Origin of the sequence: Paenibacillus sp. GYB006, assembly GCF_036577645.1 — a bacterium.
Classification (GTDB): Bacteria; Bacillota; Bacilli; order Paenibacillales; family Paenibacillaceae; genus Paenibacillus.
Genome location: NZ_JARBDA010000003.1, coordinates 284,073 through 307,339, shown reverse-complemented (window position 1 = coordinate 307,339; position 23,267 = coordinate 284,073). Strand labels below are relative to the sequence as shown.

At 45.5% G+C, this 23,267-nt stretch carries 21 protein-coding genes; 16 read left to right on the top strand and 5 right to left on the bottom strand.

From position 1 onward, the window contains the following. The first annotated feature begins 129 nt into the window (after nucleotides 1-129). From lspA to PV403_RS10085, 12 genes are all read left to right on the top strand, one after another. Nucleotides 130-597 carry a signal peptidase II gene (lspA, locus tag PV403_RS10140; protein ID WP_332084496.1) on the top strand — a complete coding sequence of 156 codons (468 nt, stop codon included), beginning with the start codon at nucleotides 130-132 and terminating at the stop codon, nucleotides 595-597. 179 nt (nucleotides 598-776) lie between these two features. Beyond that, nucleotides 777-1,700: a prenyltransferase gene (locus PV403_RS10135; protein ID WP_332084495.1), complete on the top strand. Its 924-nt coding sequence runs from the start codon at nucleotides 777-779 to the stop codon at nucleotides 1,698-1,700. A 252-nt stretch (nucleotides 1,701-1,952) separates the two neighbouring features. Beyond that, complete coding sequence (locus PV403_RS10130) at nucleotides 1,953-3,188, top strand: ABC transporter substrate-binding protein (protein ID WP_374705780.1); 1,236 nt, start codon at nucleotides 1,953-1,955, stop codon at nucleotides 3,186-3,188. Between the two features lie 80 nt (nucleotides 3,189-3,268). Beyond that, a complete protein-coding gene (locus tag PV403_RS10125; protein ID WP_332084494.1) occupies nucleotides 3,269-4,135 on the top strand; it encodes a carbohydrate ABC transporter permease in 867 nt (288 codons plus the stop codon). Next, a complete protein-coding gene (locus PV403_RS10120) occupies nucleotides 4,135-4,965 on the top strand; it encodes a carbohydrate ABC transporter permease (RefSeq protein WP_213530673.1) in 831 nt (276 codons plus the stop codon). The genes PV403_RS10125 and PV403_RS10120 overlap by 1 nt, the downstream gene beginning before the upstream one ends. A gap of 335 nt (nucleotides 4,966-5,300) precedes the next feature. Continuing rightward, nucleotides 5,301-6,200, top strand: a complete 900-nt coding sequence (gene trhO, locus PV403_RS10115) for an oxygen-dependent tRNA uridine(34) hydroxylase TrhO (protein WP_213530671.1) — start codon at nucleotides 5,301-5,303, stop codon at nucleotides 6,198-6,200. Between the two features lie 20 nt (nucleotides 6,201-6,220). Beyond that, a complete protein-coding gene (locus tag PV403_RS10110) occupies nucleotides 6,221-6,847 on the top strand; it encodes a helix-turn-helix transcriptional regulator (RefSeq protein WP_160032586.1) in 627 nt (208 codons plus the stop codon). 312 nt (nucleotides 6,848-7,159) lie between these two features. Continuing rightward, entirely contained in the window at nucleotides 7,160-8,209 is a 1,050-nt protein-coding gene (locus PV403_RS10105) for an ABC transporter substrate-binding protein (protein ID WP_332084493.1), read from the top strand. 96 nt (nucleotides 8,210-8,305) lie between these two features. Further along, a complete protein-coding gene (locus PV403_RS10100) occupies nucleotides 8,306-9,247 on the top strand; it encodes an ABC transporter permease (RefSeq protein WP_213530667.1) in 942 nt (313 codons plus the stop codon). Further along, complete coding sequence (locus PV403_RS10095) at nucleotides 9,247-10,041, top strand: ABC transporter ATP-binding protein (RefSeq protein ID WP_213530665.1); 795 nt, start codon at nucleotides 9,247-9,249, stop codon at nucleotides 10,039-10,041. Before PV403_RS10100 ends, PV403_RS10095 begins: the two co-directional genes overlap by 1 nt. A 157-nt stretch (nucleotides 10,042-10,198) precedes the next feature. Further along, nucleotides 10,199-11,362, top strand: a complete 1,164-nt coding sequence (locus tag PV403_RS10090) for a winged helix-turn-helix domain-containing protein (RefSeq protein ID WP_213530663.1) — start codon at nucleotides 10,199-10,201, stop codon at nucleotides 11,360-11,362. A 59-nt stretch (nucleotides 11,363-11,421) separates the two neighbouring features. Further along, a complete protein-coding gene (locus PV403_RS10085; protein WP_332084492.1) occupies nucleotides 11,422-12,771 on the top strand; it encodes an MFS transporter in 1,350 nt (449 codons plus the stop codon). On the opposite strand, the gene PV403_RS10080 is transcribed toward PV403_RS10085, so the two are convergent. Together PV403_RS10080 and PV403_RS10075 are read right to left on the bottom strand one after the other, a co-directional pair. Beyond that, nucleotides 12,768-13,349 (bottom strand): hypothetical protein, encoded by a 582-nt coding sequence (locus tag PV403_RS10080; RefSeq protein ID WP_332084491.1) that lies wholly within the window; start codon nucleotides 13,347-13,349, stop codon nucleotides 12,768-12,770. The two genes, PV403_RS10085 and PV403_RS10080, sit on opposite strands and share 4 nt — an antisense overlap. A gap of 31 nt (nucleotides 13,350-13,380) precedes the next feature. Next, a complete protein-coding gene (locus PV403_RS10075) occupies nucleotides 13,381-13,914 on the bottom strand; it encodes a hypothetical protein (RefSeq protein WP_332084490.1) in 534 nt (177 codons plus the stop codon). A gap of 238 nt (nucleotides 13,915-14,152) precedes the next feature. Here PV403_RS10075 and PV403_RS10070 point away from each other — a divergent pair, with 238 nt between their 5' ends. The 4 genes from PV403_RS10070 to PV403_RS10055 all read left to right on the top strand — a co-directional run bounded on the left by PV403_RS10070 (nucleotide 14,153) and on the right by PV403_RS10055 (nucleotide 21,287). Further along, nucleotides 14,153-15,334, top strand: a complete 1,182-nt coding sequence (locus PV403_RS10070) for a DUF6385 domain-containing protein (RefSeq protein WP_332084489.1) — start codon at nucleotides 14,153-14,155, stop codon at nucleotides 15,332-15,334. 79 nt (nucleotides 15,335-15,413) lie between these two features. After that, a complete protein-coding gene (locus PV403_RS10065) occupies nucleotides 15,414-17,585 on the top strand; it encodes a glycosyltransferase (RefSeq protein ID WP_213530655.1) in 2,172 nt (723 codons plus the stop codon). A gap of 3 nt (nucleotides 17,586-17,588) precedes the next feature. After that, nucleotides 17,589-19,355 (top strand): glycosyltransferase family 2 protein, encoded by a 1,767-nt coding sequence (locus tag PV403_RS10060; RefSeq protein WP_213530653.1) that lies wholly within the window; start codon nucleotides 17,589-17,591, stop codon nucleotides 19,353-19,355. A gap of 39 nt (nucleotides 19,356-19,394) precedes the next feature. After that, nucleotides 19,395-21,287: a tetratricopeptide repeat-containing glycosyltransferase family 2 protein gene (locus tag PV403_RS10055; protein ID WP_332084488.1), complete on the top strand. Its 1,893-nt coding sequence runs from the start codon at nucleotides 19,395-19,397 to the stop codon at nucleotides 21,285-21,287. Nucleotides 21,288-21,304: 17 nt separating this feature from the next. On the opposite strand, the gene PV403_RS10050 is transcribed toward PV403_RS10055, so the two are convergent. From PV403_RS10050 to PV403_RS10040, 3 genes are read right to left on the bottom strand one after another with little or no spacing between them, the layout of a single operon-like run. After that, nucleotides 21,305-22,513, bottom strand: coding sequence for a glycosyltransferase family 4 protein (locus PV403_RS10050; RefSeq protein ID WP_213530649.1), 1,209 nt, complete (start codon nucleotides 22,511-22,513; stop codon nucleotides 21,305-21,307). Next, nucleotides 22,514-22,816: a hypothetical protein gene (locus PV403_RS10045; RefSeq protein ID WP_332084487.1), complete on the bottom strand. Its 303-nt coding sequence runs from the start codon at nucleotides 22,814-22,816 to the stop codon at nucleotides 22,514-22,516. A 39-nt stretch (nucleotides 22,817-22,855) separates the two neighbouring features. Next, nucleotides 22,856-23,260, bottom strand: coding sequence for a glycosyltransferase family 2 protein (locus tag PV403_RS10040; RefSeq protein ID WP_332084486.1), 405 nt, complete (start codon nucleotides 23,258-23,260; stop codon nucleotides 22,856-22,858). Between the last annotated feature and the right edge of the window lie 7 nt (nucleotides 23,261-23,267).

The following is a 23,267-nucleotide window of genomic DNA, read 5'->3' as shown; positions in this document are numbered from 1 at the left end:
GCACTCTCATTCGTGGGGGGCCTCTTTTGTATGCACTGATCTATAATCTCACTTAGATGTACAAGCTGCGGCTATGGTACATTAGTAAGGTACATACGGATTACATATTGCGCGGATAAGGAGGAAGCGATGGTATTTTACTTTACGGCATTTCTTGTTATTCTGCTTGATCAGCTCAGTAAATGGTGGGTGCGTGACCATATCGCAATATCTGAAGTGATTCCTGTAAGAGGAATTATCTATGAACTCCAGCATTATGAGAATTCAGGTATGGCGTTCAGCTTATTTCAGGGGTATGCTCGTTTATTTGGTGTAGTTGCTGTCATCTTTATCTGTCTTATTCTTTATTATCGGTCCCAAGGGGACATTCAGGGCCGTATTTCGAATGCAGGAGCGGGATTTCTTGTCGGCGGTGCAGCGGGGAATATGATCGATCGATTCTGGCATGGTACGGTAACGGATTTTATTGTCTTCTCCGAAGGCGGAGGTATTATGAATATTGCCGATCTAGCTCTAAATGCAGGAATCATTCTCTATATCATAGGGATAATCTTGAATTATTTTTCTTCACAACAAAAGAAAAGAAAATTTCCTTAAATGAATCAATATCGAAATACCTTTCGTTGCTTTCATGAGGATTAACGTTTTTTTGAAAAGTATATAATTTTCCTATGACAAAATTGGCAATTTGGGTGTATAATTTAACATTGTGTGAACATTGTCACAAAGTATTTATACAATGGTCATGAATTTTCGTAGGAGGCTTTTATTACATCATGAAAAAATGGGAATTTTTTAAACAACTTACCCGGATATTTTCGATAACGGTTATGATTGTTCCCGTGATTCTCGGAACGGTAGCTGCTTATGCAGTGACGAAAGAGTTTCATTGGTTTTTATTTTTAGTCACACTGGTGGGGGCCGTATCAGCTCATATTTTCTCTAATCTCATTAATGATCTCTGGGATTACCGCAACGGGGCGGATACCAAAGCTGTCGAGCTAGAAGGTGACATTGCTACGCATTCCGCGATTCTTACATCAGGTAAAATATCGGAAAAGCGTCTTGCAAGTATTACTTGGGGATTCTTGCTGCTTGCTGCGGTGTGCGGTCTTGTACTTACGATGATCTGCGGTTGGCCTATTCTGGTTTTGGCTGTGGTCGGAGCTTTGCTTGCTTATTTCTATGTAGCACCACCGCTTAAGTTGGGTTACCGAGGAAAAGGGTATGGTGAGATGGCGATCTTCATCTCCTTTGGCGTTCTGCCTGTGCTCGGTGCTTACTATGTACAGACGGGCGAATTTGATCTTACACCGCTGTTATTGTCATTCCCGATCGGGATGCTCACTACAATGCTGCTCTATAATCATCATTTCTTGCATAGAAATGCGGATGCTGCAGCGGGTAAGAATACCTTGGTTGTCGTGTGGGGTGAAGAGAAGGGGCTGCGCGCATCAAAAATGATGACGAGTCTTGCTTATGTATTTTTGATTATCGCCGTTGCGTTTGGTGCTCTGCCGGTGTATGGTCTTATTGCTATCATTTCTATCATTCCACTTTATAAAGTGTATAAAACACTAAGTAACAAAGAAAATCCTACAGAAGCTTATTTACCTCTATTTGGAGCTTCCCAGCAGTCTTCTGTATTATGTGGGCTGATGATGGTGATCGCGTTATTCATTCAGATTTGGACAACATAGTTTCCGATTATAATGGTACACAAAGGTTATCTCCAAGGATTCATCTCCTTGCTGAGATGACCTTTTTTATTTCTCTCAAGCATTTTGGTATAAAAAATATAAGAAAATGTGTAATTTTGTGTGATTTAGGTTAATAAGGATAAGTGGTTGATTTGGGTGTGATGTGAATCGTTTTCGATGGACGAGCACAGCGCATTTTTTTACATAAGGAAATGTAAGCGATTTTATGTACATCATGAGGAGGGGGCTACCATGGGATTTAGTATGCTCAAAGGTTGTAAGCTGCTTTTACTTATCGGAGGAGCCGTGCTGACATTGAGCGCGTGCAGTACCAGCGGAGCATCGGACAAAATTCAGCTGGAGTTTTTTCAGAATAAATCGGAGGCGAAGGAATCCTTCGACAAGTTGGTTCAAAAATTCAATAGTGAACAATCCAAGATTGAGGTAACACAAGTGAATCCGCCAGATGCGGAGACGGTACTCAAGACAAGACTTGTCAAAAATGATGTCCCTGACATCATAGCGCTTGGAGCGACGGATACATTCTCAGTCCTCTCCCAAAGCCATATTTTTATGGAACAAACGGATCAAGAGATGATCGATCTTATTAATCCGAGTTACCTCCAAATGGTAACAGATACAAGCGGTATGGACGAGCTTACCGGTATCCCTTATGCAACGAATGCAAACGGCATTATGTATAACAAAACGCTTTTCAAAGAAATGGGGCTGGACGTTCCGAAGACTTGGGACGAACTGCTCGAAACCGCGAAAAAGATTAAGGACGCAGGCAAAATTCCATTTTACTTAACCTATAAGGATGATTGGCAAGCGAGTCTTTCCTTTAATGCGTTAGCTCTGAATCTAGAAGGTATTGATTTTTATATCGATCGTAGAGAAGACAAAACGACTTTTCAGGATAGATACAGAGAAATCGCGGAGAAACAGCTGGCCATTCTAGATTACGGACACAGTGATAACTTTGGTAAAACGTATGCAGACGGCAACCGAGCGTTTGCAAATGGCGAAGCCTTTATGTACATACAAGGAACTTGGGCAATTCCGGAAATAAGGAAAGCGAATCCGGATATCGAAATTGGCTTTTTTACTTTTCCGACGAGTAACAACCCGGAAGAAATCAATCTTGTTAATGGAATCGATACGCTCCTGACGGTATCTAATGATACAAAATATAAAGAGGAATCGTTGGAATTTATTAAGTTTTTGCTTCGTGAAGACAACATTAAACAGTACATTACGGAACAGAATTTATTTTCTGCTGTAGAGGGTGTGAAGCAGGATGATCCAAGTGTAGCGGGTGTAATTCCTTACATAGAAAAAGGACAAGTTACCGATTTTGCTGATCACTATATTCCTTCGGCAGTACAGCTGAATTCTATCGTACAGGAGTTTTTGCAAAATGGAGATATTGACGCGTATCTAGCCAAACTCGATAAAGAGTGGGATAAGGTAGCGAATCGCAGATAAATCAACAAGAGAATGACGAGAGAACGGGCTTTTGAAAATAAGGAACCAAAAGTCCTTCTCCCCACTAAGGAGGATGGAAGATGAAGAACCGGCTCACTCCGTATTACTGGATGACTCTGCCTGCTGTGGTACTTTTCTTTATATTTATGACTTTGCCTGCCTTGCAGGGCCTGTACTACTCGTTCACCAATTGGAACGGTTTCGGAGATACATACGATTTTATTGGATTCAAAAACTACGTTAACCTGTTCCAGGATAGCAATATTGGGAATGCCTACTGGTTTACCATCCGGTTTGCTGTGGTTGCTACGATTTTTATTAATGTCATCAGTTTACTCATTGCCCTTGGTCTTAACGCCAAGATTAAGTTTCGTAACTTTTTTCGTGCAGTCTACTTCTTACCGAATATTCTGAGTATTCTCATTGTCGGCTATATTTTCAATTATCTTTTCTCTAACGTATTTCCATTATGGGGAGAAAGCCTGGGGCTTACGGCGCTGACAACGAACATTCTAGGCAGTCAGGATCTGGCTTGGGTGGGTGTGGTTACCGTTGCCATTTGGCAAGGGATTGCTTTTAACACGATTCTTTATCTAGCGGGTCTGCAAACCATCCCAACGGATTTATATGAAGCTTCAAATCTAGACGGGGCAGGAAAATGGCGTGAATTCTGGAGTATTACATTCCCGCTGATCGCTCCTTTCTTTACGATTAATATGGTGCTTGCGATGAAGAACTCGCTTATGGTCTTTGACCTGGTTGTTGCCATGACCGATGGCGGACCTGGGCGGGCAACCCAGTCAATTGCCCATCTGATCTATACAGGCGGATTTGAAGGCGGGGAATTTGCTTATCAATCTGCGAATGCCATCATCTACTTTATTCTGATTGCCTTTATCTCGATCATACAACTACGATTCCTGCAGAGAAGGGAGAGTGACGTATAATGAAGAAACCTCGTAATCGTACGAATTGGATCGTCATGACCCTGATCGTTCTCGGGACCATCGTGGTGTTGTTTCCGCTCTATATGACCGTTACCATCGCACTGAAAAACCCGGAACAGATGCGTCAGTCCATCTTCGCTTTTCCTGCGGATATCCAGTGGAGTAACTTCTCAAAAGCGATTGAGATGACTGGATTCTTCCGAGCACTCGGGAACAGTACCTTGGTTACTACAGCAACCGTCACTCTTACTTTGCTGACAAATTCGCTTGTCGCTTATGCGATTGCAAGAAACATGAATCATAAATTTTTTAAAGGATTATATTTTTATTTTGTCAGTGCCATGTTTATTCCTTTCCAAATCATTATGCTGCCTGTCGTAAAATTAACGTCTGGTCTGCATATGACGAATTTGGTGGGTCTCATTTTTCTGCATACTGTGTATGGACTTGCCTTTAATATCTTTATCTATGTTGCTTATATTCGTTCCATCCCTATGGCACTGGAAGAAGCAGCGAAAGTGGATGGAGCAACGACTTGGGGTACATTCTGGCGCATTATCTTCCCGCTGCTTGCTCCCATGAGTGCTACTGTCGGAATTCTGACGTGCTTATCAACGTATAATGACTTCCTGCTGCCGCTGATTATGATTAGCGATCAACGTCAGTATACACTGCCGCTTGTGCAGTATATTTTCCAAGGACAGTTTAACACGGACTTTAACCTGGCCTTCGCTTCTTATCTCATGGCAATGCTGCCGATGATCATCATCTACATCTTTGCTCAGAAGTGGATTATTAACGGAGTAACTCAGGGGTCCATCAAAGCTTAATACTCTAGCTAAATAAGAACGTCTTGTATTTCCTAACAAGGGAAGTGCAGGGCGTTTTTTTATTAAAAAAGGAGGATCAAGAAGAAGGACTTAATCAACTTTTTATACCTTTATATTGACTAAGTAGAGACACTTCGTTAGACTAGGAATATCATTTTGACCATGAATTTACATGTAGCGGCAGAGGGATCTTTTTCATCCTTCTTGTGGCTGCTTCTTGTTGTTTAAGGGTCTGTAATTGAACTGCGAAGTGAACAATAGTAAGGTTTACTTCCTCGTTGTTGTCGTCTAATTCATAGCTTGGAACTATAAATAATGACAGGTGGAAACAGAGAATGAGTCAATCTAATTACCGTGTACTGCTGTACTATAAATTTGTCCACATTGATGATCCAGAGACGTTAACTCAGGAACATTTACAATATTGCAAGGATCTTGGACTGAAAGGCCGGATACTGATTGCGGAAGAAGGAATCAACGGAACGGTATCGGGAACTTACGAGCAAACAGAGCAATATATGCAGGATATGAAAGCAAACCCGCTGTTTAGCGATATATGGTTTAAGATTGACGAAGTAGAAGGTCATGCGTTCAAAAAAATGTTTGTGCGTCACAAAAAAGAACTAGTGACTTTCCGCTATGAAGAAGAGCTGGATCCAAACGTCTTGTTCGGCAAACGCCTCTCCCCTAAAGAATTTTATGAAGAGCTGCAAAGCGATGATGTTGTGGTAATTGACGGCCGTAACGATTATGAATATGAAATTGGACATTTCCGCGGAGCGATCCGCCCTGAAGTCGAGTCTTTCCGAGAATTCCCGCAGTGGATTCGTGAGAACCTGGGTGATGTGAAAGACAAGAAAGTCATTACGTATTGTACCGGCGGGATTCGCTGTGAGAAACTTACCGGTTTCTTGCTAAAAGAAGGATTCCAGGATGTCGCTCAGCTTGAAGGCGGAATCGTTACTTATGGTAAAGATCCTGAGGTTCAGGGCAGACTGTTTGACGGTAAATGCTATGTATTTGACGAACGTATTTCTGTACCAATTAACCGTACAGACGAAGATATTGTGATTGCTTCCTGCTATCACTGCGGAACGATAGAAGACCAATATGTGAACTGCCCGACATGTAATTTACAGTATGTGTCCTGTGATTCTTGTGCGGAAGAGCATGACTTGTTCTGTTCGGATGCATGCCGGGAAAAAGCAAACATTGCGGCTGCTTCGATTTCATAATACGAAAGCAGGTGATTCTTATGAGTGCACCAAGAGATATGTCAACACGCCAGCAAGTGCTGCACATGTTAAAGCTTCAAGGTCCACTGAGTGCCCGTGAGATCACTGCCGAACTGAAGATTACAGAGATGGCGGTACGCAGGCATCTTGCAACACTGGAGAAGGACGGGTATATTGCCCCTCATTTAGTTCGGCAGACTGCTGGCCGTCCTTCTGCCGTGTATGGACTCACGGATACAGGCGAAACGTTGTTCCCCAAAACCTATCCAAAGGTTACGCTGGATTTGCTTGAGGAATTACAAGACGAAGCCGGTGAGGAAATGATCGATCTGTTGTTTGAGAGGCGCAGAAACAAGCTTCGCGAACGATATATTAAAGAGATGGAAGACAAAGATCTAGAAAGCCGTGTTCATTCTTTGGCACGGATTCAAAATGATGGCGGTTATATGACCGAACTCACTGAGGACGAAGAAGGATATATTCTTCGTGAATACAACTGTCCGATTTCTGAGGTTGCCGATGTATATCAACAGGCATGCCGCTGTGAGTTAGAATTATTTGAATCCCTGCTGCAAGCTTCGGTAACCCGCACCGAATGCCTTGCCAAAGGCGGACGCTGCTGTACGTATAAGATAAAACCATCTTAATTATGGAAACGTCATAATGGAACTTCGGTTCTATTGTGGCGTTTTCTTTTTATATTTGTACTTCCAGTAAAAGTAGTAATTGACGAATAGTACAAGCACCCGTAATATTAGGGAAAAGTTGTTTCTGACCATGCGTTAATAAATGACTGGTCGTCCTATTTTTAAGATTCTTACAAACGGTTTCATCATGGAGGAATTATGCCTTTTCAGCTCCGTGCGCTTTAACACAGTAATGCTACTATGTGACACTGTATGTTAGAGGTATTAAATGGAAGTAAAGTAAGCGAGAAGAAAAAGAGAGGGGTCTTATATATGAAGAAAAAAATGTGGATGTCTTTGATTCTTGGTGCTTCGATTGCTTTGTTAGCAGGTTGTGGTAACGATGCAGGGAGTACTAGTACGAACGGTACCTCGGGCGGGGAAGGCGGAGATGCGGCAGGCGAGAAGAAGACGTATACCATTGCGATCTCGCAGTATGTTGAACATCCTTCGCTTGATGCCACAAGAGATGGATTTATTGCTGCATTGAAGGACGGCGGACTGGTAGATGGAGATAACCTGAAGATTGACCTGAACAATGCACAGGCCGATGCTGCGAATAACTTATCCATTGCTCAGAAGATTGCTACAGATAAAAGTGATCTTGTGCTCGGTATAGCTACCCCTTCTGCTCAAGCTGTCGTTCAGCAAGTCAAAGATAAGCCTGTATTGTTCGCCGCAGTAACAGACCCTCTTGATGCAAAACTTGTGACCAATCTAGAGAAGCCGGGTGGCAATGTTACAGGAGCATCGGATACGAATCCAGAAGCAATTAAGACACTTGCTTCTTTCATTGCAAAGCAAATGCCGGAGATTAAAAAAGTCGGCCTTGTACTTAATGAAGGAGAAGCGAATGCGGTAGTTATGGCAGGGAATGCGGAAGCAGCTTTCAAGGAGTACGATATTGAACTTATTAAAGCCTCAGTAACGAATACGTCCGAGGTACAGCAGGCAGCGGATTCCCTAGTCAGTAAAGTCGATGCTCTCTACATTACACTCGATAATACCGTGGTAAGTGCGGTAGATACGATTATCAAAATTGCGAACGATAAAGACATCCCGTTCTTCTCCAGTGACCGTGATACGGTAGAGAAAGGTGCATTTGCAACCGTAGGTTTTAAATATTTTGATCATGGATATCAAGTAGGCGAAATGGCTGTAGATATTTTGAAAAATGGCGCAAATCCAGCCGATCTTGCGATTACCGTACCAGACAAACTTGATCTTATTCTTAACCTCAGTGCGGCTACAGAACAAGGAATTGAAGTCACAGAGGAAATGAAGGCAAGTGTAACAGATCAGGAAACCAATATTATTCAGTAATAGGTTAGGCAAGATGTATGGTAACTAGAAACAGGACAGCAATGCGGAACAGGGCGGGACTCCCACCCTGTTCTCTTTAACTAGGAGGAGAAAAGTATGGTTAGTACACTGCTCGAACTGCTTGCATCCACGCCAAAAGCGATTGAGCTGGGGCTATTGTATGGACTCATGGCGCTGGGCGTATATATTACATTTCGGATTCTCGACTTCCCCGATCTAACCGTTGATCAAAGTTTTACGACGGGCGGGGCGATTGCGGCGGTGATGATTACAGCGGGGCACGCTCCTTGGGTTGCGACCCTGGCTGCTTTTGGCGGAGGAATTGCGGCGGGAGCATGTACAGGACTGCTGCACACCAAGGGGAGAATTAACGGTCTGTTATCCGGTATTCTGATGATGATTGCTCTCTATTCGATTAATATGCGAATTCTCAAAGCACCCAACGTATCGCTGATTAATACGGATACTCTGTTTACAGGCGTATCTCCTCTGTATTTCATGCTGATCATTTCCGCCATCGTTATCTTGCTTCTTGATATTTTCTTTAAAACGAATCTAGGACTTGCTCTTCGTGCGACGGGTGACAATGAGCGTATGATTCGCAGCTTTGGTGCGAATACAGACACAACAAAGCTTGTAGGGATCAGCTTGTCCAATGGTCTTGTTGCTTTGTCCGGTGCTTTTATTGCACAGCAGTCTGGATTTGCAGATATTTCGATGGGAATCGGAATGATCGTGATCGGACTGGCTTCTGTCATTATCGGGGAAGCGATCATTGGTAAGCGCAGTATCTTCTGGGCGATTGTTTCCGTCATTCTTGGTTCGGTTGTATACCGAATTGTGGTCATGTTAGCTTATCGCATTGAATGGTTGGAGACTTCTGACCTTAAGATTATTACAGCGGTAATCGTCATTCTGGCACTGCTTATTCCTTCCACTCAGCGGAAAATAAAACAGAAGAAGATGGCGAAGAAACGGACGGCAGATCTGTTATCTGGAACAGGTTATACAGGGAAAAATGTAGGAGGTGGTCTCTAATGCTGCACATTGATCATGTCTCCAAATTATTTAATCCAGGTACGGTAGATGAGAAGATTGCGTTGATGGATGCAAATTTAACTTTGAACCATGGTGATTTCGTAACGGTTATTGGCAGTAATGGCGCAGGCAAATCTACCTTGATGAATGTGATATCAGGGGTATTGAAACCCGATGCCGGAGAAGTGAGAATTAAGGATAAGACGATAAGCGGTTTGCCAGAGTATAAGCGGAGCCAGTGGATCGGCCGGGTATTTCAGGACCCGATGGCAGGAACTGCACCTCAGATGACGATTGAAGAGAATCTTGCGATGGCTTACCGCCGGGGGAAATCAAGAGGGCTTTCTTTTGGTATTAGTAAGGGAACGAAGTTGCTATTCCGAGAACAACTGGAGAAGCTGGGGATTGGACTTGAAAATCGGACTAGAGCCAAGGTAGGACTCTTATCTGGTGGGGAAAGACAGGCGCTCAGCCTGCTTATGGCGACATTTACTCGCCCTGAGATTCTCCTTCTCGATGAGCACACCGCTGCACTTGATCCATCACGGGCTGAGCTGATTACGAGCATCACAGAATCGCTCGTCCGAGAAATGAACCTGACCACCTTGATGGTGACTCATAATATGGAACAAGCGATTCGGCTGGGGAACAGGCTAATTATGATGGATAAAGGCCGGATTATCCTTGATGTAAATGCAGAGCGTAAAGCAACTTTGACCGTGGCAGAACTGCTGCGGGAGTTCGAGCAGATCAGTGGAACTACGCTAGCTGATGATCGGGTTGTTCTTGGATAGAGACCTTGGATAGAGCCGTGCTCTTATAGAATGGAACAGGAAGCTGGCACCTTAGCGTGCCGGTTTTTTTGTTAATGGAGACGGAGGTAATGCCGGAACGCAGCGTGTACAATGAGATGAAAGAAAGTGAACGATAAAGACAAGCGGAGGAGATCTCATGATTGATTTTGATGAAGGCACCTACTCTGTTACTACCCCGTCAGGGAAAGCGATACTGCTGGCAAAAGAGTATGCACTCCTTACCTTTTTAGTTCGTCATCAAGGGCAGACCTTTACCAGGGAGCATCTTCTGAATCAGGTGTGGGGGATGGAATACCCCTCAGAGCGTACGGTGGATGATCACATTTACCGGCTTCGTAAAAAGCTCGTTCCTCTTCCTGAGTTTAAACTTCTCACCGTACGTGGTACAGGATATCGACTGAGTGTACACGAAACGAATGGCCTGCGTATGCGTCCATCCCTCTACGATGCTGAATTACAAGCGGCGGTAGGTCAGCTTTTTCAGAAATACCATTTGCTTGGTCAAGGCGACTCCATGATGGCCCTTGCTGCTCAGCAGGAGGTGCTTGGGATTGAGGTTAATTCATACTACTCCAGATATCTGCACTTTCTAGATGGAGATCTGGCCTATTTTGTACATGACAGCACAACGCCAGTCCAGGATCAGCTGTACTGGATATCGATACTATATGGAATCCTTATTCCGCCTGAAGAAGCACTTGAGCTCTTAGAGAAGATCCTTCAATCGGGTCTGCTATCTCCTCATCAGCATAGGGAGATGTATATCCTGAATATCATAGATATCTATGCAGAGAGTGGCCGATTTGCAGAAGCGGAGGAACGATTAATTGAGACCCGCCGGGTTGTGAAGGAAGATGAACTGATCGGGTTCCATATTCCAGTGGCTGCTGCTGAGCTGTACCTCTATATCTTGCAGAATCAGCCTGAAAAAGTGAACAAGAAGATGGAGCAGATCCGTCTCATGCTGGAGGATACACCTTATCTTCGAGAGCTGATTCGGTTTCATTTTTTGGAGGGAATCTGGCAGTATTCGCAGGGGCTTATTCAAGAGGCTACTTCTTCTGTTGATCTAGGAATGCGAGTATATTATGAATCCAAAAGCACCCCGCATTTGCTCATCTCGCTTGGACAGTTCATGCGTTATATAGATCGAAATCCCCGCCCTGAACAGGAAAAAGAGGTCAAAACTTTGCGCCTTAAGATAAAACGTATTTTCGCTGATTTAAATGAGAAGCACCAATATGACGTTTTACTAGGTCAAGCTAGTGACCAAATATTAAATTTCCTCGCTTCTGTCTGATATTCCTCTGACAATGTTCCGTTATTGTAAGATCAAACTTACGATGACGGGGGATTCATATGAAAACAGATTTTTTCAACCGCAAACGCACAAGCGAGAGCAGCTTATTTAAAAACAGACATTTTATGCGGATGTTTACCGCTTATGCGACGGCTTCTTTTGGAGAATGGTTTGATGCAATTGCGATCCAGATTATTATGGTCTACAGGTGGGGAGCAAGCCCGGTAACACTAGCCCTGGTACCTGTGGCAATGGCTTTGCCAGGTCTTATTCTTGGATCATTTGCAGGAGTGGCAGCAGACCGTTTCCCAAAAGTAAAGCTCATGATGTTCGCGGATCTGCTAACAGGTATTCTTACCCTGATCCTTCTCACGGCTTCCCATCCTTATGCAGTCATTCCTATACTCATGTGCCGTGCTGCCGTCTCTTCTTTTATCATGCCTGCACATCAAGCAATGACAAGATCGCTCGTAAGGGAAGAGCAGCTCGTTCAGGCCACTTCACTAAATGGTCTCGTTAACCAGTTTTCCAAGATTGCAGGTCCCCTTCTCGGAGGAGTAACGCTTGCTGTTTTTTCACCACAAGTATGTATCGCGATCGGGGCTTGTGCAAGATTTATCTCGGCATCATTGTTGTGGAGTATAAAAGGTGTGGAATCGGTGAAGGACAAGTTGTTGCTCACTGAGAACTTGTCCCATGAAGGCGAGAAGCTTGACGTGGATCGAGCGGCATTAGATTCTGCCGGCGGGCATCCCTCCCTATGGACTGAATGGAAGGAAGGATGGGGGTATCTTTTTCAGCAGAGAATACTGATTTGCACTTTAATTTATGCTGTGTTTGGGTTATTTGCGCTGCTTATGATTGATTATCAGTTTACCGTGCTGCTCAGGGAAATTGCTCCGGACCGGGAGTCGATGCTTGGTATTCTTGTGGCCGCCATTGGAGCAGGGTCGGTTGTTGTTATGATACTTGTTAACAGGATAGGGCAGCTCTCCTATGTGCTTGGACTCGGAGGCGGATACCTTGGAATTGGGCTTGGCATCGCTGGATTGGGACTGCTTGGGGAGGCGCATGGGGCTCTATCTATTGTCCTGTTTGCTGTTCTGATCGGAGTAGGAAATGGACTATTCATGGTAACCAACCAGACCATTATGCAAAAAGAAAGCCGCCAGGATATGGTCGGACGTGTGTTTGGTATAAGTAATACGGTGGTTAGTGTCGTACTTGTATCTGCACCGCTCTTTGGAGGGGTTGTTATTGAATCTGCTGGGGTGCAAGCGACCTTCTTCTGGATTGGATGTACTGTGGCTGTGATCGGACTTATCGGTTTTGCACTAGGTTCCTTTTTATGGGGGGAAAAGTCTAACCGAGAGGCCATAGAATCTATAAAAAGAACAGAGTCTGCTTAGACCTCCCACCAGACGAGGTTGGCTGTACTGGCAAGAACCCCTGCAACGGACAAAGCTCCGCTTATGGTTAGTGTGAAAGATTGACCTGGAGGAATGATAAAATCACCGAACTCATTATATTCAAGGGGGCCTGCAGCTAAAGGCATGGAGAGGATCGGAGTTCCTCCCGTAGAAGCAGAGGTAGACGAGCGGACGGTCATTAGGCTTGTGTTACTGCTTGCAAAATTTAAATTAGAAGCTGTCAGTGTAGTCGGTCCTGTTAAAGTGCCATTTCTAATGATTGTCATGGAGCCGGAAAATGAGGATAACAAGCTAAGTGAGACATTGATGCCGCCCGAAATGCGAGAGATATAAGCGGTTCTTCCACTGCCTGCGGGATTGGTCAGCTGTATGGTAATGATAGAAGATCCTCCAAGCAGTCCGAGCGTAGCTGAGTTCGTTGCTCCTGCTGTAAATAGCCTTCCCGCCTGACTTGCACTCGCTTCTGTAGGAGCCGCTGCGCTTGGAGATTGATACGTATTCAGTTGTAGCTGCTGCAGAGGTTTGTTCGCACTATTAAAAATATGATCGTTAGTCATAGACTAGTATCCCTCCTTAAAAACTTTTCATTTAGAACTCCCACCAGCTTACATTGATGGATCCCGTCAGTGCACCGGTTCCAAGATTAAATGTTACGGATTGACCTGGTGGAACAAGGATTGTCCCCGGAAGCCGAACTTGATAAGCACCTGAGGTTAGAGGAATGCTCATGATGCTCACAGGGCCTCCTGTAATGGAACCCGTCACTTGCTGCGCTGTCATTACACTTGTAATCGGGCTTCCAAAAAGATTATTAATCGGAGTCAATCCAGCTCCGCCAGTTAACGTACCTCCCCGGTATAAAATAAGCGAAGCAGCAGCTGTAGTCCCCCCGATCGCTTGCGAGAAGTATAGAGTACGACCGCTGCTTGCTGGGTTAACTACCTGTAATAACAGACTGCTACCCGAAGCTACCGCAACGTTTCCCGTTGTTAAGGAGAACAGTCTTCCAGCGGCCGCAGCTCCTGCATCAGGAGTAGCTTCAACACCAGGGGATACATAAGTGTTCATCTGCTGTGTATACAAAGGCCGATTGGGTGAATTAAATACATTATAGTTGGTCATCGATCTTCCTCCTTTAGTAAAATTCAGTTCCTAAGTTCCCTCTGTTATGGCTGCTCAAACACGGTTAATGATAAGTATTATCCAAGACTAGTATATGGAAAAAATGCGTATTTGGTTTGGGTTGTCCTTACCTTGAAAAAAAGAGTGAGGCTTGAGCCGTTACTACTCGCTAGGTCCTAGCATAGAATGACGTAGCACTGCTGCGGTGTTAGATCATGTTCTATGGAGGAGGCCCTTGATGCCAAACTTTTCGAGTTTTAACTTAAACCCCGACAATTTAAGGACGCTGATATATGGCACGGACAATGAGGAAGTATCCCATCCTGTTCGTACAGATCCATCGGGTAACCTGGTGGGTGTTATTTTGGATGGTACGATTAGTAACATGCCTAGCATCACGAGCGTATCCATTACTGCGGGTACAATTACAAGTGTACTCGGGGCGACAATCACGGCGGGAACGCTGACGAGTGTGCTAGGAACCACGATAACAGCAGGGACCATAACGGGAGTGCTGGGAGCGACAGTCACCGCAGGAACATTGACGAATTTGCTGGATGGAACGCTGACAAGTGTGCTCGGAGCGACAATCACGGCGGGAACCCTGACAAGTGTACTGGGGACAACGATCACAGCGGGAACGCTGACGAGCGTACTGGGAACGACGATAACAGCAGGGACGATTACGAGCGTACTGGGAGCGACAGTCACAGCAGGGACACTCACGAACTTGCTGGATGGAACGCTCACAAGTGTACTCGGAGCAACGATCACAGCGGGAACGCTGACGAGCGTACTGGGAACGACGATAACAGCAGGGACCATAACGGGAGTGCTGGGAGCAACAGTCACCGCAGGGACACTCACGAATTTGCTGGATGGAACCCTGACAAGTGTGCTCGGAGCAACAATTACAGCAGGAACGCTGACGAGTGTGCTAGGAACCACGATTACCGCAGGGACGATTACGAGCGTCCTGGGAACAACCATCACGGCAGGAACTCTATCGAGTTTGCTAAACGGTACGATCACAAGTGTACTTGGAGCAACAATTACAGCCGGAAGACTAGATAGTATTACCTCCATATCACAGAAAAGCTTTCAGGAAATTCCGACGCTTGGCATTACAACGGCGGATGCTTACACTCCTCTATCTCCAGTCACGACAAGTGTGTTTGGAACCTATTCTTTCTTTGTGTATAACTCAGGGACAACAGGCAGTGCGGATGCAAGGGTCGAAATCAGCGCGAATGGAACGAACTGGTTCACCGATGTGGACACAGTTACAGGAATTGCTGCCGGATCTGTTGATGTGCTTGTTCCGCAGCGTTTTCTTAAATATACAAGGCTTGCTTATAGGTCCAGCACGCCAGGAACACCTGCCACCATTAGTGTGTATTTCAACGGACAAGGCACATAATAAGCGCTGCACACATATACGTACATGGAGTCTCAACAGAGGCCCATGTATTTTTTTTGTAACCGGGGGAGAGTTCACGATGAGTATTCCTACTTTGGGAGTTCACCTGATTGTATATAACGAAGAAAAATGGCTTGGAGCATGTTTGGAACGAATTCATACCCTGGCTGATGAGCTGATCATTGTCGATACGGGTTCTACGGATCGGTCTGTTGCAATAGCAGAAAAGTACGGAGCAACCGTAATTCATAGTCCATGGGAACATGATTTTGCAAAAGCCCGTAATGCAGGGTTAGTACATGCAAATACAGATTGGATTCTTGTGCTGGATGCAGATGAACAGGTGACAGCCGGGCAAGAAGAGATCAAGGAGTTTCTGAGTCAGGAAGAAGGAAGCCAGTGTCTGATTGAACTTGTGAACTGGACGGGATCTAGTCCTGAGGAGTGTATTCATTATTTTGCACCGCGCGTGTTTCGAAATAGATATGGTTACCGGTATGAAGGGTTGATTCACGAACAGCTCGTTCAAGCAAATAAAGACACTTTGGGAGAGAGCGGACTGAATATTCGGCTGAAGATCGAGCATGAAGTGAAAGTGAAGTGCTCTTCGACAAAGTTAAAAATAGCCTCTACACCTTCCATCTGTCCGCTGAAAGTAAATCATTACGGGTATCTTCCCGCAGTCATGGAGAGTAAACAGACAGCTATGCGTAACCTGAAAATAATTCGGCAGGCCCTCCTAATAAACCCGGATGATCCTTTTCATCTCTATAATCTCGGGGTAACGTACTGCCAATTAGAAGATAGGGAGCAGGCTAGAATAACTTTCTTGCGAGCACTAAATAGCTGCCCCGTGAATGCTCCATACCGAGCGACTCTCGTACGGGACTTAGGAAAGCTGCTTTATGCAAACCAGGAGTTAGAACAGGCGAAAAATCTGTTGAAGACAGAAATCAGGCGATATAGAGACTACCCTGATCTTTACATTCTGCTGGGGCTTGTTGAACAGGAGTACGGGATGGCTGAGCAAGCTTATGGCTATTTTGCAAAAGCAGTGAAGTCCGGTCTTCCTTCAAAGAACCAAGCTGTACCTTACGTTACGGAAGCTGGGGCAGACAGCTACATTCCGCTCACCCATATGGCAGATATAGATAAACGAAAGGGGAGAGCATCCGATGCAGAGGATCACTACCGGTCTGCTATAAAGGCACATCAAGGCTATCTTCCAGCGATTAGCGGGTTGGCTGATCTACTGCAAAAAGAAGGGATAGCAGATCCCTCAATGAAGCAAATTTTAGTGGAGTTAATCGACAGAGAGAACCCCGAACATCTGCAAAAAGCGGCGTATGCACTCATGTCATGCGGAGCGTATGAAGCGGCTCTATCCATTCTGCCTGTGCAATCTATTGGCATAGAAGACGAAAGCTGGGCCCGCGCCTGTCTGATTCAGACACAAAGAAAGCCCCGAGCAATACAGCGATCGCAGCTGCTACTAGAGCGGAATAAGGGGATTAATCAGGAATTAAGTGATCAGCTTATATCTCCATACGATCAAGAGCATATTGATTTAGCCATAATGGATTGGGCGATCTGTTCATGGTCCTGCTCTGAGCCATTATCGCAAGTGTTCTACCAACATAGTAATGAAGACAGCGTGTTCTATTCGGAGATAGAGCGGCGGTTGTTGAACATAAAACAGCAGAGTGAAGCAGAAGATCTTCCTCAGTTTCCTCAGCCCGATTCAGGGCCCCTTTTTCAAAAAGCAGAGAAACTAGCGGGCCGGGCAGCGGCCTGCGGACAAAAAGAACTGCTTTTTTCCATGAAAAAAGCTAGATTACTGTCACCTGGCACGGCAGCTGATCTTTTATATAAACATGGTTTCCGATTAGAGGCGGCAGAGCAGTACTTGGAGCAATTAGCGAAGGGCGACCTTCATTTAGAGGGCATGTTTCAGCTGGCTGAATATATGTATGACCGCGCTAATTACTCAGAGTCCCTTGCTTTATTTGAGCAGGCAATCACATTATCCAAAGATTATAGCCGCGCTAGGATGGGGGCAGCAGCCAGCTGCTTGCAACTGGCAAAAGAAGCGGCTGTACGAATGCTGAATACTCAAACTGCAAAAAAATCAGAAAGTACATTTTCTACCTTAGCTCAGGATATTGCCAATCTCACGGGCAGTCTGCAAAGGTTAGATGACCTGAACTGGAAAACATCAAGGGACGGTCAGGCAAGAAGGAGAGGGGTGTGAGAATTGCCGAGTCAAACCATTTCTTTATGCATGATCGTAAAAGATGAGGAAAAAATGCTGCCCGCATGTCTTGAAAGTGTACAGGGAGCTGTTGATGAAATCATCGTTGTGGATACGGGTTCAACAGACAACACGGTTCAGCTTGCAGAACGTTACGGTGCTTCTGTTGTGCACTTTACGTGGTGTCATGATTTTGCAGCAGCCAGAAATGCAGGGCTTGAGGCAGCTACCGGTGACTGGATTCTGTTTCTTGATGCAGATGAAAGAATAGACGAACAGGGAGCAAGAGAACTTCCGATCTGGGCCCAGCAGGATGGGGTTGAAGGTTATTTTTTACAAATTCACAATTATACAGGAAACGGTTCGGGGGGAGTCACGATTAATCCGGTACTTCGTATGTTTCGGCATCGACCAGAGTACCGTTTTCAGGGGAGAATTCATGAGCAGATCGCCGAATCCATTGTGAGTCAACGTGCAGAAGCTCATTTTCATATGACCGATGTAATCATTCATCATTATGGATACAGCGAGACGATTGTCTCTGCTAAGAACAAAGTGAATCGAAATATGGAGCTGCTCCAGCAAATTATCGAAGAAGATCCAGCGAATCCGTTTCATGATTACAATCTGGGTGTCGAGTACTTACGAATAGGAAAAGTAGAGCAGGCGTTAAAGTGTTTTCAGAAGTCATGGAACGGCTTAGATCCCGCACGTGTTAGTTATGCGCATTTGGTTCTTAAATATGAAGTGCGATGTCTGCAGGCACTTGGACAATGGACAGAGGCGATGGAAAAGATTGCTAAAGGACGTAGACTGTACCCAGGCTATACAGATCTGCTGCATGCTCAAGCCTTTACCCAGAATACACTCGGCAGAACAGAGGAGGCCGAAGAGATTCTTCGAGAAGCCCTTCATATGGGGCCTTCAGCGGAGATGTACCATACGGAGGAAGGGATCGGCACCTTCCAAACGCTCTATATGCTCGGTCAGTATGCGGAACAAAGAGGAGCGCTCGAAGCAGCCGTAGATGCTTATGTTGAGGCAGTTCGGTATAAGCCTAGTCTGCTTCCGCCGTTATATCGAATCTGCCGTATCCTGCAGGTTATCGGGCAGGAGGAACGATTGCCAGAGCTTATCGAGGCGCGCTTTCGAATCGAATCGCAAGAAGCGATGGAGAAATTAATCGGGATCCTTAACGATAGCAGGTGCTACTCAGCTGTCCTATCCATCTTGCAGCAATGGGATCAGCCGCCCATTCCTCATAAGACGATCCGCGTAAGTAAGCTCATGGCGCGATGGCGGAGTGGGGATTGGGAGAGCGCAGCTCGTCTGCTGCACAAGAACCCTGACTTTCCTGAACAAGAGAAAGATTGGCTGATGTGGAGTTTAGATATCCCTTCTGGTGCAGAAAAGAAACAGGTCTTTAAAGATCAGGCCATCCTTCTCATCGAGCAGGGGATAGATAAAGAATTGAAGCCTTTAACAGAGGAGACTTGGTCTGGCTTTGCAGAACTTCTGGAAGCAGCTGACCATGCGGGGAAAAGAGAAATGTTTGTAGGGATAACAGGCGTCTGGCGCAGCACATTAGAAAAGAACAGAGAAGCATTGCCTCAGACAGCTCTAATGGGCACGAAGAAGTATGTGAGCAGTATGGTTTCGGCAGCAGACGGGCATCTATCTGCGATCCAAGCGCAGGCAAATGGCGATGTGAATACTCGTCTTGTCCAGCATATTCGGCTCGGACTTCCATGGCCGAACGGATTTAGGTAGATAACATCCATCAAGAATAAGAGGAGGCATTTACGCGAAATGAATCCAGATTCTCCTGTGTCCCTTTGTATGATTGTTAGAGATGAAGAATGGGTTCTTTCCCAGTGTTTGTCTTCCGTGGCTGATATTGTATCGGAAATCATCATTCTCGATACCGGGTCTGTAGATGCAACCTGTTCCATAGCAGAAAAATACGGCGCACAGGTCATTTCGTATCCATGGCAGTCTGATTTTGCAGCTGCACGAAATGAATCTTTAAAACTCGCAACCAAGCCATGGATTCTCGTTCTGGATGCAGATGAATGTTTTACTGATGGTCAGAAAGAAAAATTATGGGCGCTTTGTGCAGATGAAGCAGCCGCAGGATATGAGCTGCAAATCAAAAGTCTACTTGGACACCAAGGCGATGAGCAGGTAACAGACTATGTCTGCCGGTTGTTTCGTAATGATCCCGAAATAAAATTTAGCGGTTCGATCCACGAACAGATTGCCTCTGCAGTTCAAGCGAAGTCCGATCAGCAGTTAAAACGTTGTGACCTAGAAATTATTCACTATGGTTACCTCACGCATATTATTGAACAAAAAAATAAAACCGATCGGAATCTCCGGCTGATTAAGGAAGCGCTGGCTGCCGATTCGAAAAACAGAGAACTGCTTTATGCACTGGGCACAGAATATTTTCAGCAAGCAGATTATTCGCAGGCACTTCCTATCTTTGAACCGCTGCTTGCGAGTCTGCCCGTTACGGAAGGATATGCTTCGGATCTGTTCCTAAAAACGATGTATGCACTCAGAGAAACGGGCCGGGCAAAAGAAGCGCTGCAGCAGATCGAGCAGGGACTGACAGCTTTTCCTAATTTCGCAGATCTACAGGAGCTTTATGCCGTACTCTTCATGGATGAGGGACAAGATGACCAGGCTCTTCATGTGCTGGGCGGCATGTGTATATCGAGGGAATATACCTCGGTATCGGGAGCGGGGACTTACCGAACCGCTTATTTAAAAGGGGTGCTGCTAGAGCGGCAAGGTCAGTGGCAGAAAGCTTGTGAATCTTATAGGGTTTCTCTCGAATACCGACCAGATTATGTGCTGGCATGGCAGAGATGGCTTCCGCTTCTTGTCTGTACCGGGCAGATACAGCAGTTGAATGAATGGGTAAAGAAGCAAGCAATTCCGAAAAAAGCACAGTTGCTCGTATTCTATCTCATGCTGGATTTGCAACAGCCGGCATGGATTTTAAAACATAGAGAATACCTGCATGGTGCTTTTTTGGCCCAACCTTGGATAGAAGCACTTTTGCAAGCACAGATGGGAGAATACAGCACGGCCTCTCGGAATCTTCAGCCTTGGGTACAATCTCCAGCCCACCGAGAACAGACGGAAACCATCCAAGCGGCCTTAGAATATAGCAAGACTGCATTGAAATCAGGGCATCGCGGCGTGCAGACTGGTTTGGGAAAACCCCAATTGCATCGATTCTCCTCTGCTGCGGATGCCTGCAAAATGTTCATTCGAATCGGGGCATGGTACGGTTTTTCATCCATGTTACGCAGTGATCCCTCACCTGGAACGCTGCTGTCTGCCCTATCGCCAGCGATGAAGATGGCACTCGTTCATGCACCGCTTTGGATAGTCGAGCAGCTGCATTCTTTGCTAGAGCAGGAGCTAGAGCGGGAGTGGGAACGAGAACAGCCAGATGAAATCCTGGGAAGTCGTTGCTATATGCTGTGGATTGCTCTCCATACCCGAATGATTCAGAGAGACAGTGATCCGCCGCTTGATACTAGGCTAAGGTCATTTCTACAGGAGCAACAGGAGAAATATATACCCGCTTCAGAGGCACATATCGCACGCTGCGGATGGAATGCTCTTACCTATGTAATCAGCACACCGCTGACGAGGTCGGGATTACATCCGCTTGTGCTATTGTAGTCTAGATGGACGTAATGCTATCTGAGGAAGGGAATCAGCACCTTTTTCCAAGCGGATTTCCACTTCTCTTCATCATAACTAAGAGCGGTTTTCCGTGCCTGCTTACCAAGCTGTAATCGGAGATCTTCATCGTCAATAAGGCGGCATAGGGCAGCTGTAATATGGGATTCTTCAGGCGAGACTAACAGGCCATTAAAACCATCTTGTATCAGATCATTGAGACCGCCGACATTGCTTGCTACAACAGGAATTCCACAGCTCATGGCTTCTAGACAGGCATAGGAAGTTCCCTCAGAGAAAATCGTAGGAATGACCGCGATATCTGCCATATGATAGGCGGTAATCATCTCATCAAAAAGATAGCTTTTGGAAAGAATGCGCGCTTTATGGGGATGGTGTTTCATCCACATTTCAAAAGCTCTGCCCACGGTGCTTCCCTGTACCCGCTCTCCTGCAAACTCAATTTCTACTTGAGGGTAAAGACCTAATAAATAATCAGCGGACAGCATCATCGGAATAATTCCTCGTTCCAGACTAATTCTTCTTGGAAAAAGAATTCGGATCCGTCCCGGCTGTTCCTCTTCACTTGCTTCGAGCTCCTCTTCTGACTGGTGAAGATGGACCTTTCTGTTATTGGTTCTTTTGCGCAAGGTATGCTCTTCAAGTTCTGTTTCTTCCCCAGCAGACTCCAGCGGTTTGAAATAATGGGTATCAACTGCGTTTGGAATTAAGATAATCTTCTGCGGATCGTTAAAGGTACAGACGGCTCTACAAAAGGTGAGAAAGTGAGAATCAACAGATACGATGGTCTCTAAATGATCTAGCGCGTGCTGTATAGAGACAGCCACTTCTTGTTTCACTTCGGATGGAAGACTCGGACGATCCCAGTTGATCCCGTGACATATCCCGAGACTATTTGGGGAATAACGCAGCGGATGCCATATACAGCTGGCATAAATGAGCGGACCCTTCGCCTGGGAAGCCATCTCCTCAAATGCATCCGGTATACGCTGCGGATCATAAGCATATCCAAACACTTCAATCTCTTCAATATGGCGGTGGAATGAATCGTAGTAGGATAATTGATGAACCTGCGGTGTATGACCGAGTGAGCGAATAACCTGACAGAGCTCGTAGATATACCGTTCCAGCCCGCCTCCAAATAGCCTCTCAAAATCACGGTTATATCCGTCCGCAAAGCTGTGCGTAAGAATGCTGACGTACAATTAATCTTCCTCCTTCCATTCCAGAAGGTTAGGTTTCAAATCCAAAATGGACTCATATTGGGCAAGATTTCCCCATTGTCCTTCGGGGTCCATTTTTTTGTAGCGGACATATTTCTCAACCCGTTCTTCCAGCGGTCCTGACCAGCCCAGATGCTTGATACGTAAGTCTGTGGTAAGCCCCGGGAGCGCGGAACAGGTAAGCGGCAGCCGAGGTACATGATGCTGCATTTGCGGATAAAAGTAGGGGTAGTCTTTGAAAAAGCGAACAAGTGTCATGGTTGCCCCTTTATGTGCTTGCCACAATTCGTCTTCCCGGTAATACTGCCGGCTGCCCCAAAGATCCTATAGCCGAAAGCTGACTGAGTCATAACGATTCTGATTAATAAGACCTCGAATATTTCGCTTGGCCCGTTCCTCATACAATTCATCGGCATCAACAGCAAGCAGCCAGTCGGGAGAAGTAGAAGCAGCGGCTTGCCACAGGATAGAACGTAATTTCCATTCCTCTGCAAACAACGATTCCGGCAGCTGTACAAGCTTGATTACCTTCTCAAATGACTTACAGATCTCGGCCGTACGATCTGTACTGGCATCATCAACGATAACAATGTGATCAACATAAGTAGAGAGGTCTGTAAGTACTTCTTCCAAGTAGCGATCTTCCTCATTGTGCACTTGCAGCATAGCGGTGAGCGTATTGCCTTCCGATTTACGTACATTAGAAATAGAGGGAGAAGGATCTGACATAAGTAAA